This is a genomic window from Flavobacterium aureirubrum (genome assembly GCF_038739835.1).
Lineage (GTDB): Bacteria > Bacteroidota > Bacteroidia > Flavobacteriales > Flavobacteriaceae > Flavobacterium > Flavobacterium aureirubrum.
Genome location: NZ_JBCGDO010000004.1, coordinates 76,226 through 102,603, shown reverse-complemented (window position 1 = coordinate 102,603; position 26,378 = coordinate 76,226). Strand labels below are relative to the sequence as shown.

Annotated in this window: 29 protein-coding genes and 1 tRNA gene; 24 read left to right on the top strand and 6 right to left on the bottom strand. The window is 33.2% G+C overall.

Annotation, left to right across the window (positions count from 1 at the left end; genetic code table 11):
• The first annotated feature begins 19 nt into the window (after positions 1–19).
• A complete protein-coding gene (recQ, locus tag WFZ85_RS04935) occupies positions 20–2,215 on the top strand; it encodes a DNA helicase RecQ (protein ID WP_342695168.1) in 2,196 nt (731 codons plus the stop codon).
• Between the two features lie 52 nt (positions 2,216–2,267).
• Here the strand turns inward: recQ and WFZ85_RS04930 are convergent, their stop codons facing one another.
• Positions 2,268–2,504, bottom strand: a complete 237-nt coding sequence (locus WFZ85_RS04930) for a hypothetical protein (protein ID WP_342695167.1) — start codon at positions 2,502–2,504, stop codon at positions 2,268–2,270.
• 57 nt (positions 2,505–2,561) lie between these two features.
• Between WFZ85_RS04930 and WFZ85_RS04925 the strand changes: the two genes are divergently transcribed.
• The 4 genes from WFZ85_RS04925 (at position 2,562) to WFZ85_RS04910 (ending at position 5,813) form a co-directional block, all read left to right on the top strand.
• The gene (locus tag WFZ85_RS04925) at positions 2,562–3,614 is read left to right on the top strand and encodes a DUF2891 domain-containing protein (RefSeq protein ID WP_342695166.1); all 1,053 of its coding nucleotides are present in this window, start codon (positions 2,562–2,564) and stop codon (positions 3,612–3,614) included.
• Positions 3,615–3,725: 111 nt separating this feature from the next.
• Positions 3,726–3,977, top strand: coding sequence for a hypothetical protein (locus WFZ85_RS04920; protein WP_342695165.1), 252 nt, complete (start codon positions 3,726–3,728; stop codon positions 3,975–3,977).
• Positions 3,974–4,240 (top strand): type II toxin-antitoxin system RelE family toxin, encoded by a 267-nt coding sequence (locus WFZ85_RS04915; protein ID WP_342695164.1) that lies wholly within the window; start codon positions 3,974–3,976, stop codon positions 4,238–4,240. Before WFZ85_RS04920 ends, WFZ85_RS04915 begins: the two co-directional genes overlap by 4 nt.
• A gap of 13 nt (positions 4,241–4,253) precedes the next feature.
• The gene (locus WFZ85_RS04910; RefSeq protein ID WP_342695163.1) at positions 4,254–5,813 is read left to right on the top strand and encodes an NAD(P)/FAD-dependent oxidoreductase; all 1,560 of its coding nucleotides are present in this window, start codon (positions 4,254–4,256) and stop codon (positions 5,811–5,813) included.
• A 341-nt stretch (positions 5,814–6,154) separates the two neighbouring features.
• On the opposite strand, the gene fic is transcribed toward WFZ85_RS04910, so the two are convergent.
• The 3 genes from fic to WFZ85_RS04895 form a co-directional block, all read right to left on the bottom strand.
• Positions 6,155–6,712 carry a protein adenylyltransferase Fic gene (fic, locus tag WFZ85_RS04905; RefSeq protein WP_342695162.1) on the bottom strand — a complete coding sequence of 186 codons (558 nt, stop codon included), beginning with the start codon at positions 6,710–6,712 and terminating at the stop codon, positions 6,155–6,157.
• Positions 6,713–6,977: 265 nt separating this feature from the next.
• A complete protein-coding gene (locus tag WFZ85_RS04900; RefSeq protein WP_342695161.1) occupies positions 6,978–7,337 on the bottom strand; it encodes a hypothetical protein in 360 nt (119 codons plus the stop codon).
• Positions 7,338–7,774: 437 nt separating this feature from the next.
• Positions 7,775–8,668, bottom strand: coding sequence for a hypothetical protein (locus tag WFZ85_RS04895; protein WP_342695160.1), 894 nt, complete (start codon positions 8,666–8,668; stop codon positions 7,775–7,777).
• Positions 8,669–8,840: 172 nt separating this feature from the next.
• Here WFZ85_RS04895 and WFZ85_RS04890 point away from each other — a divergent pair, with 172 nt between their 5' ends.
• The gene (locus tag WFZ85_RS04890) at positions 8,841–10,421 is read left to right on the top strand and encodes an NADP-dependent glyceraldehyde-3-phosphate dehydrogenase (protein ID WP_342695159.1); all 1,581 of its coding nucleotides are present in this window, start codon (positions 8,841–8,843) and stop codon (positions 10,419–10,421) included.
• A 30-nt stretch (positions 10,422–10,451) separates the two neighbouring features.
• On the opposite strand, the gene WFZ85_RS04885 is transcribed toward WFZ85_RS04890, so the two are convergent.
• A complete protein-coding gene (locus WFZ85_RS04885; protein WP_342695158.1) occupies positions 10,452–11,561 on the bottom strand; it encodes a bifunctional methionine sulfoxide reductase B/A protein in 1,110 nt (369 codons plus the stop codon).
• A 161-nt stretch (positions 11,562–11,722) separates the two neighbouring features.
• Between WFZ85_RS04885 and idi the strand changes: the two genes are divergently transcribed.
• The 13 genes from idi (at position 11,723) to WFZ85_RS04820 (ending at position 21,236) form a co-directional block, all read left to right on the top strand.
• Positions 11,723–12,250, top strand: coding sequence for an isopentenyl-diphosphate Delta-isomerase (gene idi, locus WFZ85_RS04880; RefSeq protein WP_342695157.1), 528 nt, complete (start codon positions 11,723–11,725; stop codon positions 12,248–12,250).
• Positions 12,251–12,300: 50 nt separating this feature from the next.
• Positions 12,301–12,708, top strand: a complete 408-nt coding sequence (locus tag WFZ85_RS04875) for a 6-pyruvoyl trahydropterin synthase family protein (protein ID WP_342695156.1) — start codon at positions 12,301–12,303, stop codon at positions 12,706–12,708.
• Between the two features lie 2 nt (positions 12,709–12,710).
• Positions 12,711–13,160, top strand: a complete 450-nt coding sequence (locus WFZ85_RS04870) for a peroxiredoxin (protein WP_342695155.1) — start codon at positions 12,711–12,713, stop codon at positions 13,158–13,160.
• 14 nt (positions 13,161–13,174) lie between these two features.
• Positions 13,175–14,143 (top strand): type I phosphomannose isomerase catalytic subunit, encoded by a 969-nt coding sequence (locus tag WFZ85_RS04865; RefSeq protein WP_342695256.1) that lies wholly within the window; start codon positions 13,175–13,177, stop codon positions 14,141–14,143.
• Between the two features lie 55 nt (positions 14,144–14,198).
• A complete protein-coding gene (locus tag WFZ85_RS04860; RefSeq protein ID WP_342695154.1) occupies positions 14,199–14,465 on the top strand; it encodes a hypothetical protein in 267 nt (88 codons plus the stop codon).
• Between the two features lie 78 nt (positions 14,466–14,543).
• A tRNA-Thr gene (locus WFZ85_RS04855) sits at positions 14,544–14,617 on the top strand.
• 109 nt (positions 14,618–14,726) lie between these two features.
• Positions 14,727–15,638 carry a DMT family transporter gene (locus WFZ85_RS04850; RefSeq protein WP_342695255.1) on the top strand — a complete coding sequence of 304 codons (912 nt, stop codon included), beginning with the start codon at positions 14,727–14,729 and terminating at the stop codon, positions 15,636–15,638.
• Positions 15,639–15,711: 73 nt separating this feature from the next.
• A complete protein-coding gene (locus WFZ85_RS04845) occupies positions 15,712–16,314 on the top strand; it encodes an alpha-ketoglutarate-dependent dioxygenase AlkB family protein (protein WP_342695153.1) in 603 nt (200 codons plus the stop codon).
• 31 nt (positions 16,315–16,345) lie between these two features.
• Positions 16,346–17,170, top strand: a complete 825-nt coding sequence (locus WFZ85_RS04840; protein WP_342695152.1) for a sterol desaturase family protein — start codon at positions 16,346–16,348, stop codon at positions 17,168–17,170.
• Between the two features lie 96 nt (positions 17,171–17,266).
• Positions 17,267–17,542, top strand: a complete 276-nt coding sequence (locus WFZ85_RS04835) for a TIGR03643 family protein (protein WP_342695151.1) — start codon at positions 17,267–17,269, stop codon at positions 17,540–17,542.
• Positions 17,543–17,720: 178 nt separating this feature from the next.
• Complete coding sequence (locus WFZ85_RS04830) at positions 17,721–19,580, top strand: M61 family metallopeptidase (RefSeq protein WP_342695150.1); 1,860 nt, start codon at positions 17,721–17,723, stop codon at positions 19,578–19,580.
• Positions 19,581–19,683: 103 nt separating this feature from the next.
• Positions 19,684–20,397, top strand: a complete 714-nt coding sequence (locus WFZ85_RS04825) for a DUF4369 domain-containing protein (RefSeq protein ID WP_342695149.1) — start codon at positions 19,684–19,686, stop codon at positions 20,395–20,397.
• 464 nt (positions 20,398–20,861) lie between these two features.
• On the top strand, positions 20,862–21,236 hold the full coding sequence (locus WFZ85_RS04820) for a hypothetical protein (protein ID WP_342695148.1): 375 nt from the start codon (positions 20,862–20,864) through the stop codon (positions 21,234–21,236).
• 99 nt (positions 21,237–21,335) lie between these two features.
• Here WFZ85_RS04820 and WFZ85_RS04815 read toward each other — a convergent pair whose 3' ends face one another.
• Positions 21,336–21,698 carry a helix-turn-helix domain-containing protein gene (locus tag WFZ85_RS04815; RefSeq protein WP_342695147.1) on the bottom strand — a complete coding sequence of 121 codons (363 nt, stop codon included), beginning with the start codon at positions 21,696–21,698 and terminating at the stop codon, positions 21,336–21,338.
• A 192-nt stretch (positions 21,699–21,890) separates the two neighbouring features.
• Between WFZ85_RS04815 and WFZ85_RS04810 the strand changes: the two genes are divergently transcribed.
• The 5 genes from WFZ85_RS04810 to WFZ85_RS04790 all read left to right on the top strand — a co-directional run bounded on the left by WFZ85_RS04810 (position 21,891) and on the right by WFZ85_RS04790 (position 26,371).
• A complete protein-coding gene (locus tag WFZ85_RS04810; protein WP_342695146.1) occupies positions 21,891–22,331 on the top strand; it encodes a hypothetical protein in 441 nt (146 codons plus the stop codon).
• 30 nt (positions 22,332–22,361) lie between these two features.
• A complete protein-coding gene (locus WFZ85_RS04805) occupies positions 22,362–22,778 on the top strand; it encodes an RDD family protein (RefSeq protein ID WP_342695145.1) in 417 nt (138 codons plus the stop codon).
• A 17-nt stretch (positions 22,779–22,795) separates the two neighbouring features.
• A complete protein-coding gene (locus WFZ85_RS04800) occupies positions 22,796–23,188 on the top strand; it encodes a hypothetical protein (protein ID WP_342695144.1) in 393 nt (130 codons plus the stop codon).
• A gap of 78 nt (positions 23,189–23,266) precedes the next feature.
• Complete coding sequence (locus WFZ85_RS04795) at positions 23,267–25,474, top strand: B12-binding domain-containing radical SAM protein (protein WP_342695143.1); 2,208 nt, start codon at positions 23,267–23,269, stop codon at positions 25,472–25,474.
• 513 nt (positions 25,475–25,987) lie between these two features.
• The gene (locus WFZ85_RS04790; RefSeq protein WP_342695142.1) at positions 25,988–26,371 is read left to right on the top strand and encodes an OB-fold protein; all 384 of its coding nucleotides are present in this window, start codon (positions 25,988–25,990) and stop codon (positions 26,369–26,371) included.
• The last annotated feature ends 7 nt before the right edge of the window (positions 26,372–26,378 follow it).

The window sequence follows — 26,378 nt, the reverse complement described above, 5'->3', positions numbered from 1 at the left end:
AAAATACCATTATCAAAGAATGAATTTAGACGAAATTGACATCCATAAGGAATTAAAAAAGTTTTTTGGTTTTAGCCAATTTAAAGGATTGCAAGAGCATGTTATAAAAAGTATAATTTCTAAAAATAATACGTTTGTAATAATGCCAACAGGTGGCGGAAAGTCTTTGTGTTACCAATTACCTGCACTAATACAAGAAGGAACTGCCATAGTAGTTTCACCGTTAATTGCATTAATGAAAAATCAAGTTGATGCCATCAGAAGTTTGTCATCTGAAAACGGAATTGCCCACGTTTTGAATTCTTCCTTAACAAAAACTGAAATCAATCAAGTAAAAAAAGATATAACATCGGGAATTACAAAACTATTATATGTTGCTCCTGAGTCATTGACAAAAGAAGAATATGTTGAGTTTCTTCAAAGTGTTACCATCTCTTTTGTAGCTATCGATGAAGCGCATTGTATCTCAGAATGGGGACATGATTTTAGACCAGAATACAGAAATTTAAAAGCTATCATTAAATTAATTGGCGACGTTCCCGTTATTGGTTTAACAGCCACAGCCACGCCAAAAGTACAGGAAGACATTCTTAAAAATTTAGACATGTCTGATGCTACTACTTTTAAAGCATCGTTTAATAGACCTAGTTTATTTTACGAAGTACGAACAAAAACAAAAAATATCGAGTCTGATATTATTCGGTTTATCAAACAACACAAAGGTAAATCAGGAATTATTTATTGTTTAAGTCGCAAAAAAGTAGAAGAAATTGCCGAAGTGCTTCAAGTTAACGGAATTAGTGCCGTTCCTTATCATGCTGGTTTGGATGCAAAAACTAGAGCTAAACATCAAGACATGTTTTTGATGGAAGACGTTGATGTAGTGGTAGCTACTATTGCATTTGGAATGGGAATTGACAAACCTGATGTTCGTTTTGTCATTCATCACGATATTCCAAAATCATTGGAAAGTTATTACCAAGAAACAGGTCGTGCGGGCAGAGATGGTGGTGAAGGCCATTGTCTAGCCTATTATTCTTATAAAGATGTAGAGAAATTGGAAAAATTTATGTCTGGAAAACCTGTTGCTGAGCAAGAAATAGGTTTTGCTTTGTTGCAAGAAGTGGTGGCTTATGCCGAAACTTCGATGTCACGTCGCAAATTTTTGTTGCATTATTTTGGCGAAGAATTTGATAGTGAAACAGGTGAAGGTGCCGATATGGATGATAATGTTCGTAATCCAAAAGTTAAAGTTGAAGCCAAAGAAAACGTCAAAAAATTATTGGAGGTTGTTCGCGATACCAAACATCTTTATAAATCAAAAGAAGTTGTATACACATTAATAGGAAGAGTAAATGCAACAATTAAAGCACATCGAACTGATACACAAAATTTCTTCGGCTGTGGAACCGATCAAGAGGAACGCTACTGGATGGCATTGATACGACAAGTTTTGGTGGATGGCATGCTAACTAAAGATATAGAAACCTATGGGATTTTGAAAGTATCTGAAAAAGGTCATGCATTTATTAAAAATCCACATTCATTCTTGATGTCGGAAGATCATGAATATAATGAAGCCGAAGACGATGCCATTGTTACCGCTGCAAAATCTACAGGAACAGCGGATGAAGTCTTGATGAACATGTTGCGAGATCTAAGAAAAAAAGAAGCCAAAAAAATCGGCGTTCCACCATTTGTGGTTTTTCAAGATCCATCGCTCGAAGATATGGCCTTAAAATATCCTATTACTATTGAAGAATTAAGTAACGTGCACGGCGTTGGTGAAGGGAAAGCCAAAAAATATGGCGCACCATTCGTTGCCTTAATTGACAGATATGTAGAAGAACACGATATAATTCGTCCTGATGATTTGGTAGTTAAGTCAACCGGCGCAAACTCTGCCAACAAATTATACATTATTCAAAATATTGACCGAAAATTATCTTTAGAAGATATTGCTAAGGCCAAAGGAATGAATATGGATGCTTTACTCAAAGAAATGGAACAAATTGTTTATGCAGGTACAAAATTAAACATCAAGTACTGGATTAATGAAATTTTGGATGAAGAGCAACAAGAAGAAATTCACGATTATTTTATGGATTCCGAGACAGACAATATAGAAAATGCGCTGAAAGAATTTGATGGAGATTATGACATCGAGGAATTACGATTAATGCGCATTAAGTTCATTAGTGAAGTAGCTAATTAGAAGTATTCAGTCGCAGTTTTCATCCACAGAAGTCTGTTACTGCGACTGAATACTAAACAAATAGTTCTCCGCGATGCGGTTTTAAAGTATCACGAACCATAATCATATTTTCGTCTGTTACGACCATATAAGCAATGGCGTGCATTTCGTTTTTGATTTCAAAACCAGTGATATTTAGAGGTAATTTTTCAATAGCAATAAATTCTTTTAAATGAATTTCATGATGCTCGGCAGTTTTTGCAGCAGCTTCACCGCGAAAATCCCAAATTAATTTTATTTGTCGTGACATATAATAAAAGTAGTTTGGCAAAGGTAAGTTTTTGTTACATTTGAAAAAAACAACACCATGAAATTTGTCTATGTTTTATTTTTATCAATTTGTTTCCATAGCTTTTCGCAAGAATTAACACTCGAACAAGCCAATCATTTAGCCACATTACCATTAAAATGCTTGCAACAAGAATATCCAAATAAATTGGGGCAAATGCTTATTGATAGCACCGAAATTCAATCACCCAAAAAATTACACCCTACATTTTACGGCTGTTTCGATTGGCATTCCTCCGTTCACGGACATTGGAGTTTAGTGTATTTGCTAAAAAAATTCCCTAATCTTGCTAACAAAGAACAGATTATCCAGAAATTAAAAACCAACCTTTCTGCAGCAAATATTCAAGTAGAAATTGATTATTTAAACAAAAAACATGAAAAATCATTCGAACGAACTTACGGTTGGAATTGGTTACTCAAATTACAACTCGAACTCGAAACCAGTGACGAACCTTTTGCAAAAGAATTAGCCCAAAATCTAAAACCACTTTCTAATTTAATTGTTGAAAAATATATCGAATTTTTGCCTAAATTACTCTATCCAGTTCGCGTGGGAACTCATTCCAATACTGCTTTCGGACTAACCAATGCTTGGGATTATGCCGTGTTTTCAAAAAATGAAATACTCCAAAAAAGCATCAAAGAAAACGCTATTCGTTTGTTTCAAAAAGACGAAAACTGTCCATTTAATTGGGAACCAAGTGGTACCGATTTCCTTTCGCCTTGTATGGAAGAAATGGCTTTGATGCAAAGAATTTTACCCAAAAATGAGTTCCTAACTTGGCTTAAAAAGTTTATACCTAACCTTTTCAAAAAAGATTTCAAATGGGAAGTTGCCCGCGTTTCCGACAGAACTGATGGTCATCTTGTACACCTCGACGGACTAAATTTCAGTCGTGCGTGGAACATGTATTATTTGCTCCATCAATATCCAAACGAGTTCAAACACCTTAAAACCTTAGCCGATTACCATCTCAATTTCTCGCTACCATCTGTGGTTGATGGCAATTATGAAGGCGAACATTGGCTGGCTTCCTTCGCTTTGCGATCCTTCGAAGAAAAGAAATAATTTTTCCTTTAAGACAGGTTGTGCTATCCGTTGCAAATTCTAATTAAAGAAAATACTTTATTTTGTATATACAATATATATTATATACTTTTGTTTCAAATATTTGTATCTATGAGAAAGCTAATTGACTTAGACGAAACCACACTAACGAAACTGAAGTTTATTTCAATCTTTGAAAACTCTAGCGTTAAATCTTTGATTGAAAATGCTGTAAAATCTTATGTAAAAGATAAGGAATTAGAACGACTCAAAAAATTGACCGATGAAGAAAAAGAAGATATCGGAATGCTCATGTTTATGCAAGAAGCTGATAGAACAGAATTTGTGTCAAGAGAAGAAATTATGAAAATTTTGAAACCTTGATTGTTAAATTTGGAAAGCTTTTTTCAAAAGATTTGACTAAAGTTAAAGATGTACATTTGAAGCATGACGTTATTCAAATAATTGAAAAATTCGAAAATGCTGATTCTATTTTGGCAATGACAAACATCAAAAAAATGAAAGGTCATCCTGAGGCATATAGAATTAGAATAGGAAAATATCGATTAGGTTTTTTTTATGATGGCGAAACAATCGAACTGTCACGATTTGTAAAACGTGAGGATATTTATAAATTGTTTCCCTAAAATAGTATAGTCAATGCCACAAGAATTAAACCTACAAGTTTCGCCCGAAATTGCTGCCAATGAAAGTTTGCTCTATGATTATGTGGCAAAAACAGTCCGAGTGTCAACGAAGTTGGTTCAAAAAGTGGTCATTTTAAAACGTTCCATAGACGCGCGACAAAAAGCCATAAAAATTAATCTAAAAGTCTCGGTTTTTTTAATCGATGAAGAATTTGTAGCACAAAAAATTGCTCTTCCTGATTATCAAAACGTTTCCAACCAGCAAGAAGTTATAGTTGTCGGTGCAGGTCCAGCCGGACTTTTCGCAGCGTTACAACTAATCGAATTGGGATTAAAACCAATAGTAATTGAAAGAGGAAAAGACGTTCGCGGTCGACGTCGCGATTTAAAAGCCATCAATCGCGACCATATTGTCAACGAAGACAGTAATTATTGTTTCGGCGAAGGTGGCGCAGGCACTTATTCTGACGGAAAGTTGTATACTCGTTCCAAAAAACGTGGCGATGTCGATAGAATTCTCCGATTATTAGTAGCTTTCGGAGCTTCCGATGATATTTTGGTTGAAGCACATCCGCATATTGGAACCAATAAATTACCTCAAATTATTCAAGACATTCGGGAAAAAATCATCGAATGTGGCGGACAAGTTTTATTCGATACTCGTGTTACCGATTTCCTTGTAAAAAGTAACGAAATTCAAGGCGTTGTTCTTCAAAATGGCGATATAATTTCGGCCAATAAAGTCATTTTAGCTACTGGACATTCCGCTCGTGATATTTTTGAATTATTAGACAAAAAGAAAATTTTAATCGAAGCCAAACCTTTTGCATTAGGTGTTCGAGCAGAACATCCACAAGAATTAATTGATAAAATTCAGTACAGCTGCGATTACCGTGGTGACTATTTGCCGCCATCGCCATATTCTATTGTGAAACAGGTTAATGGTCGCGGCATGTATTCGTTTTGTATGTGTCCTGGCGGTGTAATTGCGCCTTGTGCAACCAGTCCAGGTGAAGTAGTAACCAATGGTTGGTCGCCATCCAAACGCGATCAAGCTACAGCGAATTCTGGTATTGTAGTCGAATTAAAATTGGAAGATTTCAAGCCTTTTGCCAAATTTGGTGCTTTAGCTGGAATGGAATTTCAAAAAGCTATCGAACAAAAAGCATGGCATTTGGCAGGAGAAACTCAAAAAGTTCCAGCACAACGCATGGTCGATTTTACTCAAAATAAAGTATCGACTGCTATTCCAAAAACCTCTTATGTTCCCGGTACCACTTCGGTAGAAATGGGACAAGTTTTCCCCGGTTTTTTATCTCAAATTATGCGCGAAGGTTTTAAAGAATTTGGTAAAACTATGCGTGGCTACATGACCAATGATGCTATTCTTCACGCTCCAGAAAGTAGAACGTCGTCACCCGTTAGAATTCCAAGAGACAATGAAACTTTAGAACATCCACAAATAAAAGGATTATATCCATGTGGCGAAGGTGCTGGCTTTGCTGGCGGGATAATTTCTGCCGCTATTGATGGTGAGAAGTGTGCGCTGAAGGTTGCGAATTCTTTACGATAAATATATTTTTCAAAAAAAAGTAGGGTGTTTGTTACTATGAGTTGTCTTAGTAAATAATACGTCCATTAAAATGGGTATTTCTTTTTACAATATCTATAACAATAGGGTAATCATCAGTAAAGATATACAGCGAGTTTATGTAGATTTAATTGATTACACCGTACCGAAATATACCGTTCAAAATTTTTATTCTTTGGGCATGACGCCCAATTTGTTTGTGAGGTGCAGTTTTTGATTTACAAAATAAGTTGGTTTTTGAAATTGTTTTAAGAAATCAGTTTTTTTGGAGTAATGTTTAGTAGTTACTGCTGTTGGAAGTAGCAGTTCTTTTAAATTATAAATTAGTCATCATTATCCTCTTTCTTATAACCTTCATAATAATAAGATTGCTCTATTCCTTTAAAAATAACTTCTCTATTTTCAATTTCTTCTGTTAAGTTTTGGCTTAAAAGAGTTCGTAATTCCAAATCATTAATAGGACTTCTTTCCATAGCTTGTAAATAAAGCGATTTATCAACATACTGCCAATTTACTAAATTTTTTAGTCTTGACTTTAGAATCAAATCAAGCCATATTCTCATGGCTCTGCCATTTCCCTCCATAAATGGATGAGCGATATTCATTTCAACATATTTTGAGATTATTTCTTCAAAACTGTTTTCTGGCATTTGTTCAATCTTGATTAAAATTTCATTTAAATAAAGAGCATTTGCAAATCTAAAACCGCCTTTGGAGATATTTACTGTTCGGATTTTTCCAGCAAAATCATATAATCCATCAAATAGATAATGATGTATTTGTACTAAGCCTTTTGTAGTTCCAATTTCGATTCTTTCTATGTCATTTGACTCGATCAAACGAAAGGCATTTTCTATACTTTTTCTATCATTATTTTTCATAACAAATTAACAATTACTCATTCTCAAAAATAATCTAAATATTTGTTGTTTAGTTACACTTTAGATTTCTTTTTTAACTAGAATCGCACAGATTATCTACTCTTGTACTCTTGCCACAAACCTCAGACCATGAAGAAACTCCCACAATCTTTTTCAAAGATAATAATATAGATACAAGAAATATATCAAAATAATTGATGTTTTTATTTGTCGAAAATGTGCGCTGAAGGTTGCAACAATTCTGAAATAAAGAAAACGCAACTACCTACAACTTCATTTTCATCAAAAGTTCGTTTTGAATTTTCAATACTTTATTCTCTTCTTGCAGTTGCGCCAGTAACGCTTGTTGCTCTTGTTCTTTGGTTGCTTTTTCAGGCTCAATAACTACTCCGTGATTAAACTCTTTGGGCAAGGCATTAGCCAAATCTTGAAAGAAGTTGTATTTCAATGCGTAACAAATATCGATAAGAATTCCTGTTTGGATACTTACATTTTCGGTGTATTGCAATACCGATACTTTATTTCTATTGATGTCACTCGCCAAACTGGACTTGGCAATGTTATTTTTTCGCAGAAAGTGGTCTAACATTCTCCCAGTATTGATGTTGTATTTGCTTTTTTTCATGTTAAAAATTTTTTTAATGCAGTAAAAATAATCAAATAGTTAATTAAAAACTAGCTACAGTTAATTAAAAACTAGCTATGGTTAAGTAAAAACTAGCTACGGTTAAGTAAAAACTAGCTATGGTTAATTAAAAACTAGCTACGGTTAAGTAAAAACTAGCTATGGTTAAGTAATAACTAGCTATGGTAAGTTAAAAACTACCTACGGTTAATTAAAAACTAGCTACGGTTAAGTAAAAACTAGCTACAGTTAATTAAAAACTAGCTATGGTTAAGTAAAAACTAGCTACGGTTAAGTAAAAACTAGCTACGGTTAAGTAAAAACTAGCTGTAGTAAAGTAATAACTAGCTACGGTTAAGTAAAAACTAGCTACTGATAGCTTTTAGTTACCAAAAGACAGTATTTTAATTTGAAAAAGGGGATATTATTTGAAGAAATCATTTCTCAATCGAGTCATACAAATTGTGAATTTTTAGCATCACCACACCAAATACAACTGCGGTTACAATCAGCACGATGTTCATTATTCCTTCGGTGCTGAATGATAGTTTTATCAATATTGTAGAAATGATAAAGCCAGAATTGCGGATAACGATATTGAATTTATCAGAATGTAAAAACGAAAACAATAATAATAGCACATCTACCAATATTAATACGGTAAAGAAATCGTCAAAAAATATCTTGTTGATGTCTTTGATATCAGTAACGATTTTGCTGAAGGAAAAGAAACTTTCATACAACCAATGTCCCAAACTATATATTGATAAAACCAGAAAGACAGGTACTAAGCAAGTTGCCATGGTTTTTTTTAACGAAATGAACCTTGAAATTTCCGGGGTAATTAGGGTTGTTTTTTCGGTCTTGCTTTTCTTTACTAATTGGTAGTAAATATAAATCAGGAAAAAAAGCAGTACGATAGCTAGCAAATCTGCTGTAAATAAAAGGTCATTTTTTATCGAAAACCAGTTCAACGACACTTCTAAATTTGACAGGTCTTTAAATATTCTTCGTATTACAATTAGAGCAATGATTTCATATTGCTTGCCAATGTAAATCGAAGTCGATTTGGGTAAATAATATAATAATAGATATACTTCATAAATTAATATAAAGGAAAACGGAGTGTAAATTGCCGCGATAGGGTTACTCAATAATTTTATATGATCGGCGACGGTGATGATTTCTAGATTAACCAAACCTATTAACAATAAGTGGAGTAAAAAGCTAATGATGGCGATATATATTATGACCAATTCACTTTTATTTTTTACTTTTTCGGATAAAAAATAGTTATAAAGCGATGAAAAAAAGTTAGTGGAATGAGTCATGTACTTTTGTTTAACTAAAATTAAAATAAATTAAACACAATGATACAAAATTAATTTGTAGTTTTACCTCATTATTGATAATAAAGCAATTAGCACAACTTTCGATAATGACTTGAATTCAATTAATAACCATGTTTTTTATAAATTTTAAAAAAAATAACGCTATAAAATAATGAACAAAATACCTGAAGAATATCAAATCAATACGTTGCTTCACCAAGATGCTTATTTGGTCGATGGCGAATTAAAAAAATGGACAGGCGAAACGTCTAAAGTTTTCTCTACTATATCTTCCACTGAAAATTATGCACCCACTTTATTAGGAACGATTCCCACTATGGGAGAATCTGCTGCGGATGAAGTAGTAAAATCGGCTGTAGAAGCCTATGATAAAGGACAAGGAATTTGGCCTACCATGAAAGTGAGTGACCGAATTAAATGTATGGAGCATTTTGTTGCTCAAATGAAAACCACACGTTCCGAAGTAGTAAAATATTTAATGTGGGAAATAGGCAAATCATTACCCGACTCGGAAAAGGAGTTTGACCGAACAGTGGAATATATTTATGATACGATTGAAGATTATAAACAGCTAGACAGAAACAATGCTCGTTTTACTAAAAGTCAAGGTGTCAATGCTATGGTGCGACGTGGACCATTGGGTGTGGTGTTGTGTCTCGGACCTTATAATTATCCTTTAAACGAAACGTTCTCGTTATTAATTCCTGCAATTATTATGGGAAATACTGTGATTTTTAAACCTGCGAAACACGGGGTTTTATTAATTTCTCCCTTGCTCGAGGCTTTTAGAAGTAGTTTCCCAAAAGGAGTTATCAATATTGTATATGGTAGAGGTAGAGATGTGGCTTCGCCAATTATGAAATCAGGAAAAATTGATGTGTTAGCGTTGATAGGCAATAGTAAATCGGCAATCGCGCTGCAAGACCAACATCCAAATAAAAACCGTTTGCGGTTAATTTTAGGATTAGAAGCCAAAAATCCTGCGATTATTCTAGCTGATGCTGATTTGGATTTGGCCATTCAAGAATGTATTACAGGAACCTTATCTTTTAACGGACAACGATGCACCGCTCTTAAAATCCTGTATGTTCACGAGTCAATTGCCGTAGAATTTAACAAGCGATTTGCCGAAAAAGTGGATGCGCTACCTTTTGGTAATCCATGGGAAAAAGGCGTTTCCTTAACACCATTACCCGAACCAGAAAAACCCAATTACATTCGAGAACTTCTTGACGATGCAACAGCTAAAGGTGCAAAAATCATCAATACAAAAGGTGGAGAACGAACAGAAAACTATATTTTTCCATCGGTTTTATATCCAATAAATAAAGAAATGCGGGTGTATCACGAAGAACAATTTGGTCCTGTTATTCCGATATTGACTTTCAAAGATATTCAAGAACCGTTGAACGATATGGCAGAGTCTAACTATGGTCAGCAAGTAAGTTTGTTCGGTAGAGATATTAAAACCATTGCGCCATTAATTGATACTTTAGTCAATTTAGTTTGTCGCGTGAATTTAAACAGTTCTTGTCAACGTGGTCCCGATGTGTATCCGTTTACGGGACGAAAAGATTCAGCGGTGGGAACATTAAGTATTCATGATGCGTTGCGTTCTTTCTCCATTAGAACTTTTGTTGCTTCAAAAGACAATGCTTATAATAATGAAATCCTTCAAGCGTTGTTGAATAGTAAAGAGTCTAATTTTATTAATACGGATTATATTTTATAACAAAAAAGTCCCGATTTATCGGGACTTTTTTTATTGCTTCTTTTTCAATCTTTCCTTAAAAACCTTTTCAAATTTTTCAAGCTTCGGCTGAATTACCATTTGGCAATAGGGTTGGTTTTTATTGTTTTGATAATACCCTTGATGATACGACTCGGCTTTATAGAATTTTTCAAGAGGTTCTATTGTGGTCACTATTTTACCAGAAAACACTTTTTCATTAAGTTCTTTAATCAAACTTTCGGCAGCTTTTTTCTCGTTTTCATTTTTATAAAAAATAGCCGAACGGTATTGTGTTCCTACATCAGCACCTTGACGGTTTAGCGTAGTTGGGTCGTGAACGGTGAAAAATACTTGAAAAATTTCGTCCAAATTAGTTTTGGTTTTATCATACGTAATCTCAATAACTTCGGCAGCGCCAGTTCTACCAGTGCAAACTGCTTCATAGCTAGGGTTTTCAACCGTTCCGCCAGCATAACCAGAAACAGCACTTACTACACCATCCAGATTTTCATATACCGCTTCCACACACCAAAAACAACCACCACCCAAAACAATAGTTTCTAAATTACCAGTATTTCCAGTTGAGGTCAACCCTTCAGGAACAAAATCCAGCGAAATGGCATTCATACAATATCTTTTTCCAGTTGGTTCAGGTCCATCATCAAAAAGATGGCCTAAATGAGCGTCACATCGTCCACAATTGGCTTCTGTTCGTCGCATTCCATAGGAATTGTCAGGTTTAAACGTGATACTCTCTTTATTTTCCTGCTCAAAAAAACTAGGCCAGCCACAACTGCTTACAAATTTTTGGTCAGATTTGAATAGTTTATTTCCACAAGCCGCACAATAATACGTTCCTTTAGTTTCACTTTTCCACATTGTTCCCGTAAACGCTCTTTCGGTGTCGGCTTCACGTGCTACGGCATATAAATCAGGCGATAGGATTTTCTTCCATTCAGAATTGGGCACATTTAACTTTTTAGTGTCGGTATTCGAATAATACGGATTTTCAGGTTTACTGATGACATTCTCCATGGTAGTAGTATTTGTTGTTGTATTTTGATTTTTATTGTTTTGTCCGCAAGCGCTCAATATGAACATTGGGAGCAAAAAAAATAGGTTAATAATAGACTTTTTCATAGCACTAATTTAAAGTAGCAACAAATTTACACTTCATTTTCATCAATTGCTGTCCGATAGATGTCAAATTGAATTGATTTAAGTAAAGTTTAACGCTTGTTCGAGTTGCGTAAACACTTGGGGTTATATTTTTTCGTATTTTTGGCAATCCTTTGTATTTTATGAGAGAAGAACAAGTTATTTTAGTCAACGAAAAAGACGAACCCATAGGTTTGATGAATAAAATGGAAGCGCATGAGAAAGCCGTTTTACATCGCGCTTTTTCCGTTTTTATATTGAATAGTAAAAACGAAATCATGCTGCAACAACGTGCGCATCAAAAGTACCATTCACCTTTACTTTGGACAAATACTTGTTGTAGTCATCAACGCGATGGAGAAACAAATGTTGAGGCAGGAACGCGCCGTTTGTATGAAGAAATGGGTTTTAAAACAGAACTCAAAGAATTATTTCACTTTATTTATAAAGCACCATTTGACAACGGTTTAACAGAGCATGAGTTAGATCATGTAATGATTGGTTATTATAACGATGAACCGCAGATCAATCCAGAAGAAGTTGAAAGTTGGAAGTGGATGTGTATTGAAGAAGTTCGTAAAGACATGATACAAAACCCTGATTTGTATACTATTTGGTTCAAAATAATTTTTGCCGAGTTTTATCATTATTTAGAAGAGCATAAACTGTAATAAACGTAACGAAGAGTAAAATTAAACCGCATCAATTATAACAATAAAACATGAGAGTAACCGTATCGAGAAAAGCGCATTTCAATTCAGCACACCGTTTGTATCGCAAAGATTGGACAATGGAACAAAACAATACTGTTTTTGGAAAATGCAATAATCCCAATTTTCATGGGCATAACTATGAGCTGATTGTTTCGGTTACAGGAGAAATTGATTCGGAAACGGGATATGTTATGGATGTTAAAATTCTAGCGGATTTAATTAAAGAGCATGTAGAAAACGCTTTTGATCACAAAAATCTGAACTTGGATGTACCTGACTTTGCCGATTTAAATCCCACAGCAGAAAACATTGTGGTGGTAATTTGGCAAAAACTACGAAAAAACATTGACACTACTAAAGATTTAGAGGTGGTTTTATATGAAACACCTCGCAATTTTGTAACCTTCAAAGGATAACGATGGCACTCAAAGTAGGCGATAAAATGCCGTTATTTACAGCTACCGATAGTAATGGTCAATTATTTGATGTAAGTAATTTTGCCGGCAAAGCATTGGTGATTTATTTTTATCCCAAGGATGATACGCCAGGTTGCACTATTCAAGCTTGTACTTTTCGTGATCAGTATGAAGATTTTAAAGCACTTGGAGCGGAGGTAATCGGAATAAGTAGTGACGATGAGACATCACACAAAAAGTTTGCTTCTCGCTATAAATTGCCCTTTATTTTGCTATCGGATGGAAGTAAAAAACTACGCAGACTTTTTGGTGTTCCCAATGATTTGTTGGGATTAATACCAGGAAGAGTTACTTATGTAATAGACAAAGAAGGAATTATTCGATTGGTTTTTAACAGTATGTCAAGTAAAATTCACATCGATAAAGCGCTTCAAATTTTAAAAAAAATATAAGTTTGCGCTAAATTATCAAGATGAAACTATATCCACTACAGTTTGAACCCATTTTAAAAGAAAGAATATGGGGTGGAACAAAACTGAAATCCTATCTCAACAAATCGATATCATCAGATTTAACAGGAGAAAGTTGGGAAATAGCAACAGTTGAAAATGATGTGAGCATTGTAAAAAATGGTTTTTTGAAAGGAAAATCATTAAATGACTTAATCAATGAATTACCGGAAGCCATTTTAGGAACTAAAGTTCATGCTCAATTTGGTAAGCAGTTTCCACTATTATTCAAATATCTTGATGCCCGAGAAGATTTATCCATACAATTGCATCCCAATGATGAACTAGCTAAAAAACGTCATAATTCTTTTGGAAAAACAGAAATGTGGTATGTCATGCAAGCCGATGAGGAAGCGCGACTAATCGTTGGTTTTAAACAAAAATCGTCTCCAAAAGATTATTTGCATCATTTAGAAAACAAGACCTTACTTTCTATATTAGACACTAAAAAAGTGAAACAAGGTGATGTTTTCTTTCTTGAAACTGGAACAATACATGCTATTGGAGCAGGGATTGTTATTGCAGAAATCCAGCAAACTTCGGATGTTACCTATCGCGTTTATGATTTTGATAGAGTTGATGCCCATGGAAACACTCGTGAATTGCATAATGATTTGGCTTTGGAAGCTATAAATTATGACACAGTAGAAACTCAAAAAGTGTACTCAAGAAATGAAAATCATTCCAATACAATCGTAAACTGTCCTTATTTTACAACCAATTTTATCCCGCTCAATGGAAGTAGCATGATTTCAAAAAATGCAGATTCGTTTACCGTTTATATGTGTGTTGAGGGCGATTTTGAAATTTTATACAACAATGCTATTTATAGCTATTCAAAAGGAGATACTGTGCTAGTTCCTGCTTCTCTAACTGATTTTCAATTAGCAGGAAGTGCATCACTCTTAGAAATTTATATTTCGTAGTTTGAATTCTAAAGATTTAATGTAGTTTTGCATCAAATTTTAAAAATAAAAGAAAATGCCAAGTGTTAAGAATTTAAAAAAAGACATCAATTTTGTATTAGGAGATATTATTGAAGCGGTTTACATTTATGAAATGACGACTTCGGGAAAACCTTCTGAAAAAACAAGCGCAATTATTGATGAAGCTATTGAGTCATTTGATGGTTTGATTACAAAAGTGAATGCTAAAAACGTAGAAAACAAAAAAGCGCACTTCAAACAAATTAATGTAGAGTTAGAACAAACTGCCAATCAATTGGTTGAAAAAATAAACGCACTATAATTATAAAAATTGCTAAAAAAATGTGGAAATATTTTGGTGATTTGAAATTCACTTTTATATTTGCACTCAAGTTGAGTTGCCAGCATAGCTCAGTTGGCTAGAGCAGCTGATTTGTAATCAGCAGGTCGTGGGTTCGAGTCCCTCTGCCGGCTCAGTTTAAAAACCATTCCGTTCTCGGGATGGTTTTTTGTTTTATATAAAATTCTTATTTGATTGCAAGAGTAAAATTCTATATTTGTCGGCTTTTTAAAAATTTAAATGATGTTTGGAAATAAAGTGCTGAAAGGTGTTTTTTTAGTAGGAATAGGCGCCGCAAGTTATGGTATGTTAGCCACATTTGTAAAACTAGCGTATGCTGATATTAGCTCGCAGGGATTGCATTATACTCCTGCGGAAGTCATTACTTCGCAGTTTCTACTCGGAATTATATTTGTTTTAGCCATCAATGGTTTTCAAAAATTCCAAAATGGTGCTGTTGTTTTAAAGGCTACGACAACTGATATCAGAAAGCTAATGCTGGTAGGAACTTCAACAGGATTAACTAGTATCTTTTATTATTTAGCCGTAAAATATATTCCCGTTTCGATTGGTATCGTTTTGTTGATGCAAACCGTTTGGATGGGCGTTGTTCTAGAAATGTTTTTAGAAAAAAAATTACCATCAAAAATCAAAGTTTTTGCGGTTTTAATTGTACTATTAGGAACCGCTTTAGCAACTAATTTATTCAGCAAAAGTATAGATTTAGATTGGCGTGGACTTGTTCTTGGGCTTTTGGCAGCAGCGTCATTTACTACAACTATGTTTGCCGCCAATAAAGTAGCTTTGAGCATTTCATCTGCACAACGAAGTTTGTACATGCTATTGGGTGGAGCAGTAATTGTTTTAATTTTCGCTTTAGCTACTCAAACCACTCCTTTTAATTACGATATTTTCCTCAAATGGGGGATTTTAATTGCACTTTTTGGCACTGTAATACCACCAATGCTCCTTAACTCAGGTTTTCCATTAACTGGAATTGGTTTAGGTAGTATCGTTGCTGCTCTTGAGTTACCTGTTTCGGTCTTAATGGCTTACTTTTTTCTAAATGAGGTTGTGGCTTTATCTCAATGGATTGGTATTATTTTAATTATTTCTGCCATAGTGTTAATGAATGTTAAGTTTGGTAAAAAATAAAAGCTGGTAAAAATTTAAAAAAGTCAAGAGAAAGGAGTGAAGTTTTTCATTTTTTTCTCTTTATTTTTGTTTTATGAGTTCACTTTTTCCAACAGAAAATATTCAATTTGATTTGCCTGATGCAGCAATCGTTTATTACCCTGATTTTTTTGGCAAAGAGAAAGCCGATACACTTTTTGAAAAATTAAAATCCGAAATTCCTTGGCAACAAGATGATATTACTGTTTTTGGAAAAACATATCCACAACCGCGATTAACTGCACTTTACGGTAACGAAGGAAAACCTTATAGTTATTCTAATATTGTAATGCAACCTCATCCGTGGAATGCCTTATTGCAATTTATCAAAAGTGAAATTGAGGAAATTGTCGAAGAAAATTTTACCACAGTTTTACTCAATTATTATCGCGATGGAAAAGACAGCAACGGTTGGCATGCTGATAATGAAAAAGAACTCGGCAGAAATCCTGTAATTGCCTCGGTGAGTTTTGGTGCCGAACGAAGTTTTCATTTGCAACACAATACCATCAAAGAGCAAAAGCTAAAAATCAATCTCGAGCACGGAAGTTTATTGATTATGAAAGGCACAACGCAACATTTTTGGAAACATCAAATTCCGAAAACAGCAAAACCCATTGGTCCAAGAATCAACTTGACTTTTAGAATAATTAAATAATATATTTTACATTTGAATAAAATCTTAGCAAATGAATGAGATAATTAATTATTTTTCAGCAATTCCTTATTCACACAGAGCTATGATTTTGGCTGGTGGAATTGCCTTATTTTGGTTAATTGAATCGGCAGTTCCTTTTGTTAGATTTCGTTATAATAAATGGCAGCATGCAGGAATTAATATATTTTTTACGATAACTACAATAATTGTCAATTTTAGTTTGGCATTAGTTTTACTTAAAACCGCTAATTGGACAACCGAGAATAATTTTGGTATTCTAAATTGGTTACCCGATTTTAACCCTTGGTTATTTGCCATCGCTGGTCTTTTACTCTTGGATTTAATTGGCGCTTATTTGGCCCATTTAGTCGAACATAAAGTAAAGTTTCTGTGGCGTTTTCATCTCATTCATCATACCGATACTTATATCGATACAACCTCAGGCAATAGACACCATCCTGGCGAAAGCGTTATCCGTTTTATATTTACCACTTTCGGAGTTTTACTAATTGGAAGTCCAATGTGGCTGGTTTTTCTGTACCAAACCTTATCCGTTGTTGCAACACAGTTTACCCATTCTAATATTGTGCTACCTAAAAAATTCGATACGTTGCTAAGTTATTTTATTGTTTCTCCTGATATGCATAAAGTGCATCATCATTATGTTTTACCTTATACTGATAGCAATTATGGAAATATATTTTCTGTTTGGGATCGACTTTTTGGAACATTCAAAACGTTGGATAGAGAAAAATTAATTTATGGCGTTGACACACACATGAAACCGGAGGAGAATAATAAATTATCGAATTTATTGCTAATTCCATTTCAAAAATATCGTTTACCAAAAACTTAGTATAAAAAAGAGATTTGTTTTGCGGAGTAAACAATTTTTAGTAATATTGAATACAATTTAGTAGATAACAATACATTTTTTTAAGCTTTTACAGAAATGAAAAAAAGTAAGCTAGCAGATTTTGACAACGAAAAAATAGAAAGAGTTGTCAGTATGGCGCAAGAGGAAAGAAAACCTTTTGAAGTAATAAAAGAAGAATTTGGTCTTTCGGAGAATGAAGTGACAGAATTGATGCGCAAACGCTTATCCAAAGATAAATTTGAAATTTGGAAAAAGAAAGCCGTGGGAAGTAAACCAAAACCGAAGCCAATTATTGATGATTTCGATGATGATTTAGATAGTAAATATTATATAAAAAATAAATTAGACTAAAGTACAACTCTTGTTTTCAAGAGTTTTTTTTTGCATTATTGTTTCAAATAGTACCATGAAGTTTGTGATGTAAAATGAAGTGATACGCTATTTTAGTTAATCATTTCAAAATAAAATTACGTTTCTGTAACTATTGGTTACATTTGATGACTTATTTACAAAACTTAAAATTTTAGAAATGAAAAGACTTATTCTAAGTGCCATTTTTGCCTTAACTTTATGCAGTAATAACGCTATTGCACAAAAAAAAGCAGCTATTGCAGAAGTTAAAGTAACCATCGATTTAAATCAAGTAAAGGATGACAAAGTAATGGTTACTGTTACACCACCAAAATTTACTTCAAATGAAGTGCTTTTTCAACTTCCAAAAACAGTTCCCGGAACTTATTCTACCGATAATTATGGAAAATTAGTAGACGATTTTAAAGCTTTTGGAACCAATGGAAAAGAATTAAACGTTGCTAAAACCGATGATAATTCATGGAAAATCAGTAACGGCAAATCGCTTGCAAAAATAACCTATTGGGTTAACGATACCTACGACTCAGAAAAAGGTGGCGGTTTTGGTAAAGAAGATATTTTTTCGCCAGCGGGAAGCAATATTGCAGCAGGTGAAAATTTTATGTTGAATTTGCACTGTTTTATAGGTTATTTCAATAATAATACCGAAATGAGATACAACCTTACCATCAATCATCCAGCTAATTTATTTGGAGCAACTTCATTGGTCGACAACGATAAAAGTGATACAAGTGATAATTTCATCGCGACACGCTATTTTGAAATCACAGATAACCCAATCATGTATGCTAAGCCCGATTATGAAACATTCATGGTCGATGGAATGGAAATTTTATTAAGTGTATATTCACCATCAGGTGCGCATTCGGCCAAATCAATTATGCCCGATTTGGAGAAAACAATGCGTGCCCAAAAAAAGTTTTTAGGACCAATCAATAATAATAAACGCTACACTGTTTTATTATACCTTTCTGATATGCAAAAGCCTGATGCTAAAGGATTTGGAGCATTGGAACATCATACATCTACTACTGTTGTTTTCCCTGAAATGATGCCTGCAGCAGCTTTAGCAGAGCAAATGAAAGACGTAGTATCACACGAATTTTTCCATATTGTAACACCATTAAGTATTCATTCCAAAGAAATTCAGTACTTTGATTATAACAATCCAAAAATGTCAAAACATCTATGGATGTATGAAGGTGTAACAGAATATTTTGCCAATTTATTTCAACCCAATCAAGGTTTAATTACTACTGATGAGTTTTATCAAAGAATGGTGGGCAAAATTCAAAATGCATCCACTTTAAACGACACGATGTCGTTTACTGAAATGAGTGCCAATGTTTTGGTACAACCCTATAAAGACCAATACTTAAACGTTTACGAAAAAGGCGCTTTAATAGGCATGTGTATCGATATCATTATCCGAGAAAAAAGCAACGGTGAAAGAGGAATTCTAGACATGATGCAAAAGTTATCAAAAGAATATGGAACCGAAAAACCATTTGATGACGAAGAATTATTTGCAAAAATAGTGTCGTTGACATATCCAGAAGTCGGCACTTTTTTAAACACGCATGTTGCTGGCAATACGCCAATAGCTTATGATGATTTCTTCGCAAAAGTAGGCGTTACAAAATCAAAATTCCAAACTCCAATTAATCCTTTTTTGAAAGATCAATCTACACCTTACATCACCGTAAACCCAACAACCAAGGAAATCATGGTTATTCCTAGCACTGAACTCAACGACTTTATGACTAATTTAGGATTGAAAGGTGGCGATGTTATTGTATCAATAAATGACAAAAAATACAATCTCGATAACATTTATGATATGATTATGGAAAGTCAAAACTGGAAAGTGGATGACCCAATAACTGTAACAATTTCTAGAGATGGTAAAGAGCAGATTATAAAAGGAAAAGTAAAATTATCGATGGGAGAGACCGAGGGATACAAATTTACTGATACTTCAAAAGAACGCCTGCATACGGCTTGGTTAAAAGGATAATTAAAGGTTATACTTCATTGAAATCCTCAGTTTGGTTCGCCTATTGAGGATTTTTTTTTGTACTATTGCCACGCAAAACCAACGGAGTTAAAATTAAAAAATTATGTACAAATCATTTCTAGCGCTAGTACTATTTTTCACCATTATTTCTTGTTCTGAAAAAAAATCGACTAAAAACTTTGTGTTAAACGGCAATATAAAAGGATTAAAAAGCGGAACGTTATACCTTCAAAGGGTGGAAGACACTGTTTTAATTCCTATCGACACTATTGTTATCAATGGCGAATCGCGCTTTACCTGCGAATTTAATATCGATTCGCCTGAAATGTTTTTCTTATTTCTTGATCGTGGTGTGACCAACTCGCTAGACAACAACATAGCATTTTTTGCCGAAAAAGGCACTATGAATTTGGAAACATCACTAGATTTTTTTACTGCCGATGTAAAAATTACAGGTTCAAAAAATCAAGAACTATATGACGAATATAAAAAAGTTACGTCAAGGTTTATTGACCAAGATTTGGATTTAATTCAAAAAAAATTCAAAGCATACAAAGCAAATAACACCGCCGAAATAGCAAAAATTGAAGAAGAACAAAAGAAAATTACCAAAAGAAAATATTTATACACTACCAATTTTGCTGTGAACAATGGCGCTCACGAAGTAGCACCTTATGTAACGCTAGCCGAAATTTATGACATCAACTTGACTTATTTAGACACCATCCAAAAATCGATGACACCAAAAGTGGCCCAATCTAAATATGGTAAAAAGTTGAACGAATTTATAGCCGAAAGAAAAAAGGAAGGAAAATAAGAATTTAATTTTTTAATTCTTAATACCCTATCTTTAAATACAATTACCCTATCTTTAAATACAAATACCATATCTTCAAATTGAAATGCCATATCTTCATATATAAACATCCCATAGTTATATATGAATATTAGATAATTATATATGAATTTATAATTTTTATATATAAATACTATATAATTATATATGGATATTACATTTGCATACATGGATTAGTGATATTTATATATAGATGTTACATCTTGATGTATGAATACTTAATTTTTAACTTTTAAATTGATATATTAATTATGTATTGTCGATAAATCAATAGTGTTATCTCAATATTTTTAAATTTATATTTATAAATTAATAATAAAACACTTTTTTTTGCTAAATAACAGTTAAAATAATTCATTAATTTAACAAAAAATTCTACTTTAGTCTTATATAAAATTAGTTATTAACCCCTAAAAATTTGAATTATGGCAGGAAGAACCTCGGGACGTGTCATTATCCCAAAAAATCCAGGTGAATTGCTAAAATTAGCAGGCAAAATTTATGACAAACATTTAGCAGACGGTGCTGCATCACCACTGAATGCTATGCAAGATTTTAGTTGGGCTGTTGATGGTCCAAAAGTGGCACCTTGCATGCAAAATAATGTTGAAGCAGAGGCCGCTACTAAGCTAGCGGAGCAACTTTATCGTCAGCGCGATATTGATTTGCCAGCTATCAAAGCTATTGTACAAAACAGTGCTTCTGTACTTAAAGGAATTTATGCCAAGAACCCAAAAGTTTTAGGCGATTATGGTTTTGTAGTTGATGACACTAAGAAGGTGCCCAAACAAAAGCCGTAATTTTTGATAACTTAAAATAAAATCCCGCCTCATTTTGTTTATAAAAAAGGCGGGATTTTTTTATTATTTTTTATCTGTCAATCTCATAGTTTATAAAAACTATCTTTGAGTTTGTTCAAACTTTGTCAGTAGCAAATCTATTTTTTTATTTAGATTTTCAAATAAATGATTGGGTGCTTTAATGGTTATTTCAAAAGCATTAATCGAATTATCTTTATTGTCAATATTATTGACAATATTAATAGTGCGCAACTCACTTTCAAAAATTTCTTCCTTGTCTACATCAAGAGCTCTGGCAAAACGTTCCCATTCAGCATCAGAAACTGGAACTTTCCCAGACTCTCTTCTACTATATTGCGATTGATCCATGGCGACTTTTTCTGCAAAAGGAATTTGTTTATATCCTTTTGCTATTCTCATTTTTTTAAGCTTTTCTTTTGGCAAAAATAGGACGTTTTTCATAGCATTAGTTTTATTTAATTTATAAAAATAATAAATTATGTTTAATCTTACACATATATGCTCAAAAAATTACATATATGTATAAAAATCACATTGTTATGTGGAGGTATATTATGCAACTTTACCAAGTCAAAATATCTCGAGAAAAATTTTGAATAACAAAAAAATGTATAATTTTAAAAACAATTAAAAATGAAAAAATTATTTTTTGGAGTAATAGCCACAATAGTGCTATCGCTTAATGTCAGTGCGCAAGAAAGCGAAAATAGAGGTACCACTCGATGGCCGTTTGGTTGTAGAGTATGGACTGTTGGTATCAATGTAGGTGTATTTAGTATGACTTCGGAGGTGACATTATGCTGTGCGCCGAGTCCTTTATATGGGGGAGCTTATTGTTTTGAAGTGAAATCAAAACAGAGATCAGTTCCAGATACAGTTTATCAATTTGTTATGATTGATGAAATTGAAAATAAACTTGGTAAGAAAATTGAAGAAAGTAAACTTGAAGTTTATAACGAAAGATCTATTGAGACAGAAGATGGAGTTTACACTTTAAAGAGGGATTTTTATCCTATTCAAGTAAATGAAGAAAAAAATAGGTTTATTCAGTTGAAATTCGAAAAAAATAAGTAATATTGGCTGTAATTAATTTATATCAGAAATATGGAATCGTTATTTTTAAAGAAAAGGGTTTATGCTTTAATAATTGATATTTTACTTATATCTCTATCAGCATCAATGTTTCTAACAATTATTGATTTAAATTCTATAAAAATTGGGAACATTGATTTTTTAAATAGAAAGTGGGTTGTTGGTTATAATGTCAATTTTTTTATAACTCTTCTATATTTTTTTATATTCGATTTTATTTCAAATGGTTCATCATTAGGCAAAAGGTTCGTGGGTTTGAAAATTGAGAAAAATCAATCGACTCCAAAATTACAAGTAAGAGTTTTAAGATCATCCCTTAAGTCGTTTTTACTTTTCTCTATTTTCATTCCTGTAACTTTAGTATTTTATTTTTTCAAAAATGAAGTATTGTATGATAATATTTTGAAAACTGATGTAACTTTAAGTTGATGTTAATAATTAATAATGTGAAAAATACATTAATATTATTGTTATTTCCTATTATTTCCTTTGCGCAATCCGATCTGCAAAATGTTCTTAGAGGTGGTGAACTATTATTAAATGGATTATCTGTTTTAAAAGTAGCAAAGTCAGCTCCCAGAGCAGACAGCAAGGTAGTAGAAAGTGTTTGCGTTAAAAACAAATTGGTTGACAAAATCACTTTCAGGATAACAGGCAAAAATGAGGAAGGAGACGATATCAAAAAAGAACTCGTCGTCCCGAAAGATGGTAAAGAATGTCTTTTTGTATTACCCAAAGGCATTTATACATACGAAGTGGTATTACCCAACAAAGACATCTACAAAAAAGGGGAATACAAATTTGATGAAGAAGTAATCATAACCATAAAAGATGATTAAACCATAATCCCAAGTTAATAGCTTGGGATTTTTTTATTATAAGCTAATCCGTTACTTTTGTTTGTTTTCAAAATCCAAATGAAAGACCTCCTTCTCATCACGCCACCATTCACCCAACTCAATACGCCTTATCCTGCAACGGCATATATAAAAGGTTTTTTGAACACGAAAAGCATTAGTGCTTTTCAAATGGATTTGGGTATAGAGGTTATTCTAGAACTTTTTTCTAAAAAGGGCATAACAGCAATTTTCGAACACGCAACTCGCAACTCGCAGCCCACAATCCGCAACCAAAATTCGCAACGAATTTATTCTCTCCGCCAAGATTACATCAATACCATCGACAGTGTTATAGCTTTTTTACAAGGAAAAAACCAAACCCTAGCTCGACAAATTTGCTCCGGTAATTTTCTCCCCGAAGCTTCCCGTTTTGACCAATTAGACGATATGGAATGGGCATTTGGTTCTATGGGAATGCAAGATAAAGCCAAACATTTAGCCACATTATATCTCGAAGACCTTTCTGATTTTATAGTAGAATGTGTCGATGAAAATTTTGGTTTCAGTCGCTATGCGGAACGCTTAGGAAGAAGTGCTAATTCTTTTGACGAAATGTATGGACATTTGCAAAATGAGTTGACATACATTGATAAAATTACACTCAAAATCCTTCAAGAAAGAGTTAAGCAAACGCAACCTAAATTAGTTTGTATTTCTGTACCATTTCCAGGAAATTTGTATAGTGCATTTCGTTGTGCGCAATACATAAAAAAACATTTTCCAACTATAAAAATTGCCATGGGTGGCGGTTTTCCTAATACGGAACTTCGTGATTTGAAAGACAAAAGAGTTTTCGAATTCTTTGATTTTATAACCTTAGATGATGGTGAACTGCCTATTGAATTATTATTTAAAGCAGTTTGTCATTCCGACGAAGGAGGAATCTCTTCTAGCGAATTTAAAAGAACCTTTATATTAGAAAACAACGAAGTCGTTTATAAAAACAACACCACTCGTTCTGATTACAAACAATCTCAAGTTGGCACACCCGATTATTCTGATTTGCTTTTAGATAAATACATTTCGGTCATCGAAATTGCCAACCCAATGCACAGTCTTTGGAGCGATGGTCGCTGGAATAAGTTGACTATGGCTCATGGTTGCTATTGGGGAAAATGTACCTTCTGTGATATTTCTCTGGATTATATCAAATTATATGAACCTATTGTGGCAAAAACGTTGGTCGATAGGATGGAAGAAATGATAGCACAAACGGGCGAAAATGGGTTCCATTTTGTAGACGAAGCCGCACCACCGGCTTTGATGCGAGAATTGGCCTTGGAAATTCTTCGCAGGAAATTAACAGTAACGTGGTGGACGAATATTCGTTTTGAAAAAAGTTTCACGCGCGATTTGTGTTTACTATTAAAAGCTTCTGGTTGTATTGCTGTTTCTGGTGGATTGGAAGTAGCTTCTGATAGATTATTAGAATTGATTAAAAAAGGAGTAACTGTGGAACAAGTGGCACAAGTAACTCAAAATTTTACAGAAAGTGGTATTATGGTTCATGCCTATTTGATGTATGGCTATCCCACACAAACCGTGCAAGAAACTGTCGATAGTCTGGAAATGGTACGACAACTATTTGAATTGGGCGTTATTCAATCGGGATTTTGGCATCAATTTGCCATGACGGCTCACAGTCCAGTAGGCATGTTTCCAGAGGAATTTGGTGTAATTCCAGAACAAAACACAATCACTTTTGCTAATAATGACATCCAATTCAAAGACAAAACTGGTTTTAATCACGATAAATTTAGTTTTGGATTGAAGAAATCCTTGTTTAATTTCATGCACGGAATCTGCTTCGATTACAAACTTCAAGATTGGTTTGATTTTAAAATTCCCAATACTAAAATTCCATCCGATTATATCGTTTCTTGTTTGAAGAAGGAAGAAAGTTTCAATACCAAGCCTTCAGCAAAAATTGTATGGATAGGAGGAAAGCCGTTAACAGAAACTTTTACTAAGTCTAAAAAAGGAAGTTCACGTCAAATGATAAAATTAATTTTTCATGACAAAAGAGATACTATTGAAATTTCCTTGGATAAAGACAAAGCAGAATGGCTTGTTACAAGCTTAGAATCACTTTCTGTTTTCCAAAATAAAAACCAAACCTTTGCGCAACTAAAAACCGATTTTGAAATTCGTTTTGAAGATTTTGAACTATTTTGGTATTCAAAACCAATGAATACTTTAAAAGATTTTGGGTTATTGGGTTTATAAAATCTATCATACTTTTACTGTTTTCTTCTCATTTTTCTCTTTTTTTAAAATAATTTATTTATTGAAAATACGAATCATTAAATACAAAACTAAGAGTGTTAAAACTCATTTTTGGTATCGATTTATTTTTAATAAACAATTAATATGTGATAAAAATTAATAAATTTGTAATTAAGAAAAAACGCAAAATTATCTGTACTACTAATTACTCCAATTAATTTTGCTTTTGCATAATAAAGCAGCTTCTTTGTTGTGGTGTCAAAATTGGTTTGACCCTGAGACTGGTATAGTATCGGAATTTTTCATTTTGTGCCTAGAGTTTTAGTTAAATCAATTGAAGTTGCTGATAATTCTAACGGAGTTGAAGTTAGTGTTAAGACTCTTCTGGAGTTTTTTTTAAATTGCATAATGATTCTCAGAAGTCTTGGAAAAAAGGTTATTTTTAATTAAAAGAATAAAAAATATGTAATCAATAAAGTTTATTCAATTGTAAACTATAAATTTTTTAAAAACATGAATAAAAAAATAACATTTTTAATAGGACTAATTGTTATAGTTGCCCTAGGTTATTTTGGATACAATTATATAATGACTGGTGGTGCTAGAGATATTCAAACTGAAAAATCTGAGTTTACCAAGACAGCAACTGACATTTTTACTGAGTTTTCAAATAATTCTGAAGTTGCAACCAAAAAATACTTAAACAAAACTGTACAAGTTTCTGGGAAAGTTACCAATATTGGTGAAAATGTTATTACGTTAGATGAGAAAGTTTCTTGTCAATTACAAGTTTCAAAAAAAGTTGCTGTTGGCAGTCAAATTAATATTAAAGGTCGTGTCACAGGTTATGATGATCTTTTAGAAGAATTAAAATTAGACCTTTGTTTAATAAAATAGTAATAAA

What these genes read in the sequence shown, in the direction of transcription:
- WFZ85_RS04910 (WP_342695163.1), top strand. Translation starts at nt 4,254, where the DNA reads ATGCCACAAGAATTAAACCTACAAGTTTCGCCCGAAATTGCTGCCAAT.
- WFZ85_RS04850 (WP_342695255.1), top strand. Translation starts at nt 14,727, where the DNA reads ATGTTTGGAAATAAAGTGCTGAAAGGTGTTTTTTTAGTAGGAATAGGC.
- WFZ85_RS04860 (WP_342695154.1), top strand. Translation starts at nt 14,199, where the DNA reads ATGCCAAGTGTTAAGAATTTAAAAAAAGACATCAATTTTGTATTAGGA.
- WFZ85_RS04795 (WP_342695143.1), top strand. Translation starts at nt 23,267, where the DNA reads ATGAAAGACCTCCTTCTCATCACGCCACCATTCACCCAACTCAATACG.
- WFZ85_RS04830 (WP_342695150.1), top strand. Translation starts at nt 17,721, where the DNA reads ATGAAAAGACTTATTCTAAGTGCCATTTTTGCCTTAACTTTATGCAGT.
- WFZ85_RS04885 (WP_342695158.1), bottom strand. Translation starts at nt 11,561, where the DNA reads ATGAAAAAGTCTATTATTAACCTATTTTTTTTGCTCCCAATGTTCATA.
- WFZ85_RS04805 (WP_342695145.1), top strand. Translation starts at nt 22,362, where the DNA reads ATGGAATCGTTATTTTTAAAGAAAAGGGTTTATGCTTTAATAATTGAT.
- WFZ85_RS04790 (WP_342695142.1), top strand. Translation starts at nt 25,988, where the DNA reads ATGAATAAAAAAATAACATTTTTAATAGGACTAATTGTTATAGTTGCC.
- WFZ85_RS04875 (WP_342695156.1), top strand. Translation starts at nt 12,301, where the DNA reads ATGAGAGTAACCGTATCGAGAAAAGCGCATTTCAATTCAGCACACCGT.
- WFZ85_RS04815 (WP_342695147.1), bottom strand. Translation starts at nt 21,698, where the DNA reads ATGAAAAACGTCCTATTTTTGCCAAAAGAAAAGCTTAAAAAAATGAGA.
- WFZ85_RS04930 (WP_342695167.1), bottom strand. Translation starts at nt 2,504, where the DNA reads ATGTCACGACAAATAAAATTAATTTGGGATTTTCGCGGTGAAGCTGCT.
- WFZ85_RS04810 (WP_342695146.1), top strand. Translation starts at nt 21,891, where the DNA reads ATGAAAAAATTATTTTTTGGAGTAATAGCCACAATAGTGCTATCGCTT.
- WFZ85_RS04900 (WP_342695161.1), bottom strand. Translation starts at nt 7,337, where the DNA reads ATGAAAAAAAGCAAATACAACATCAATACTGGGAGAATGTTAGACCAC.
- WFZ85_RS04895 (WP_342695160.1), bottom strand. Translation starts at nt 8,668, where the DNA reads ATGACTCATTCCACTAACTTTTTTTCATCGCTTTATAACTATTTTTTA.
- WFZ85_RS04920 (WP_342695165.1), top strand. Translation starts at nt 3,726, where the DNA reads ATGAGAAAGCTAATTGACTTAGACGAAACCACACTAACGAAACTGAAG.
- WFZ85_RS04840 (WP_342695152.1), top strand. Translation starts at nt 16,346, where the DNA reads ATGAATGAGATAATTAATTATTTTTCAGCAATTCCTTATTCACACAGA.
- WFZ85_RS04835 (WP_342695151.1), top strand. Translation starts at nt 17,267, where the DNA reads ATGAAAAAAAGTAAGCTAGCAGATTTTGACAACGAAAAAATAGAAAGA.
- WFZ85_RS04825 (WP_342695149.1), top strand. Translation starts at nt 19,684, where the DNA reads ATGTACAAATCATTTCTAGCGCTAGTACTATTTTTCACCATTATTTCT.
- WFZ85_RS04820 (WP_342695148.1), top strand. Translation starts at nt 20,862, where the DNA reads ATGGCAGGAAGAACCTCGGGACGTGTCATTATCCCAAAAAATCCAGGT.
- fic (WP_342695162.1), bottom strand. Translation starts at nt 6,712, where the DNA reads ATGAAAAATAATGATAGAAAAAGTATAGAAAATGCCTTTCGTTTGATC.
- WFZ85_RS04845 (WP_342695153.1), top strand. Translation starts at nt 15,712, where the DNA reads ATGAGTTCACTTTTTCCAACAGAAAATATTCAATTTGATTTGCCTGAT.
- WFZ85_RS04870 (WP_342695155.1), top strand. Translation starts at nt 12,711, where the DNA reads ATGGCACTCAAAGTAGGCGATAAAATGCCGTTATTTACAGCTACCGAT.
- recQ (WP_342695168.1), top strand. Translation starts at nt 20, where the DNA reads ATGAATTTAGACGAAATTGACATCCATAAGGAATTAAAAAAGTTTTTT.
- idi (WP_342695157.1), top strand. Translation starts at nt 11,723, where the DNA reads ATGAGAGAAGAACAAGTTATTTTAGTCAACGAAAAAGACGAACCCATA.
- WFZ85_RS04890 (WP_342695159.1), top strand. Translation starts at nt 8,841, where the DNA reads ATGAACAAAATACCTGAAGAATATCAAATCAATACGTTGCTTCACCAA.
- WFZ85_RS04925 (WP_342695166.1), top strand. Translation starts at nt 2,562, where the DNA reads ATGAAATTTGTCTATGTTTTATTTTTATCAATTTGTTTCCATAGCTTT.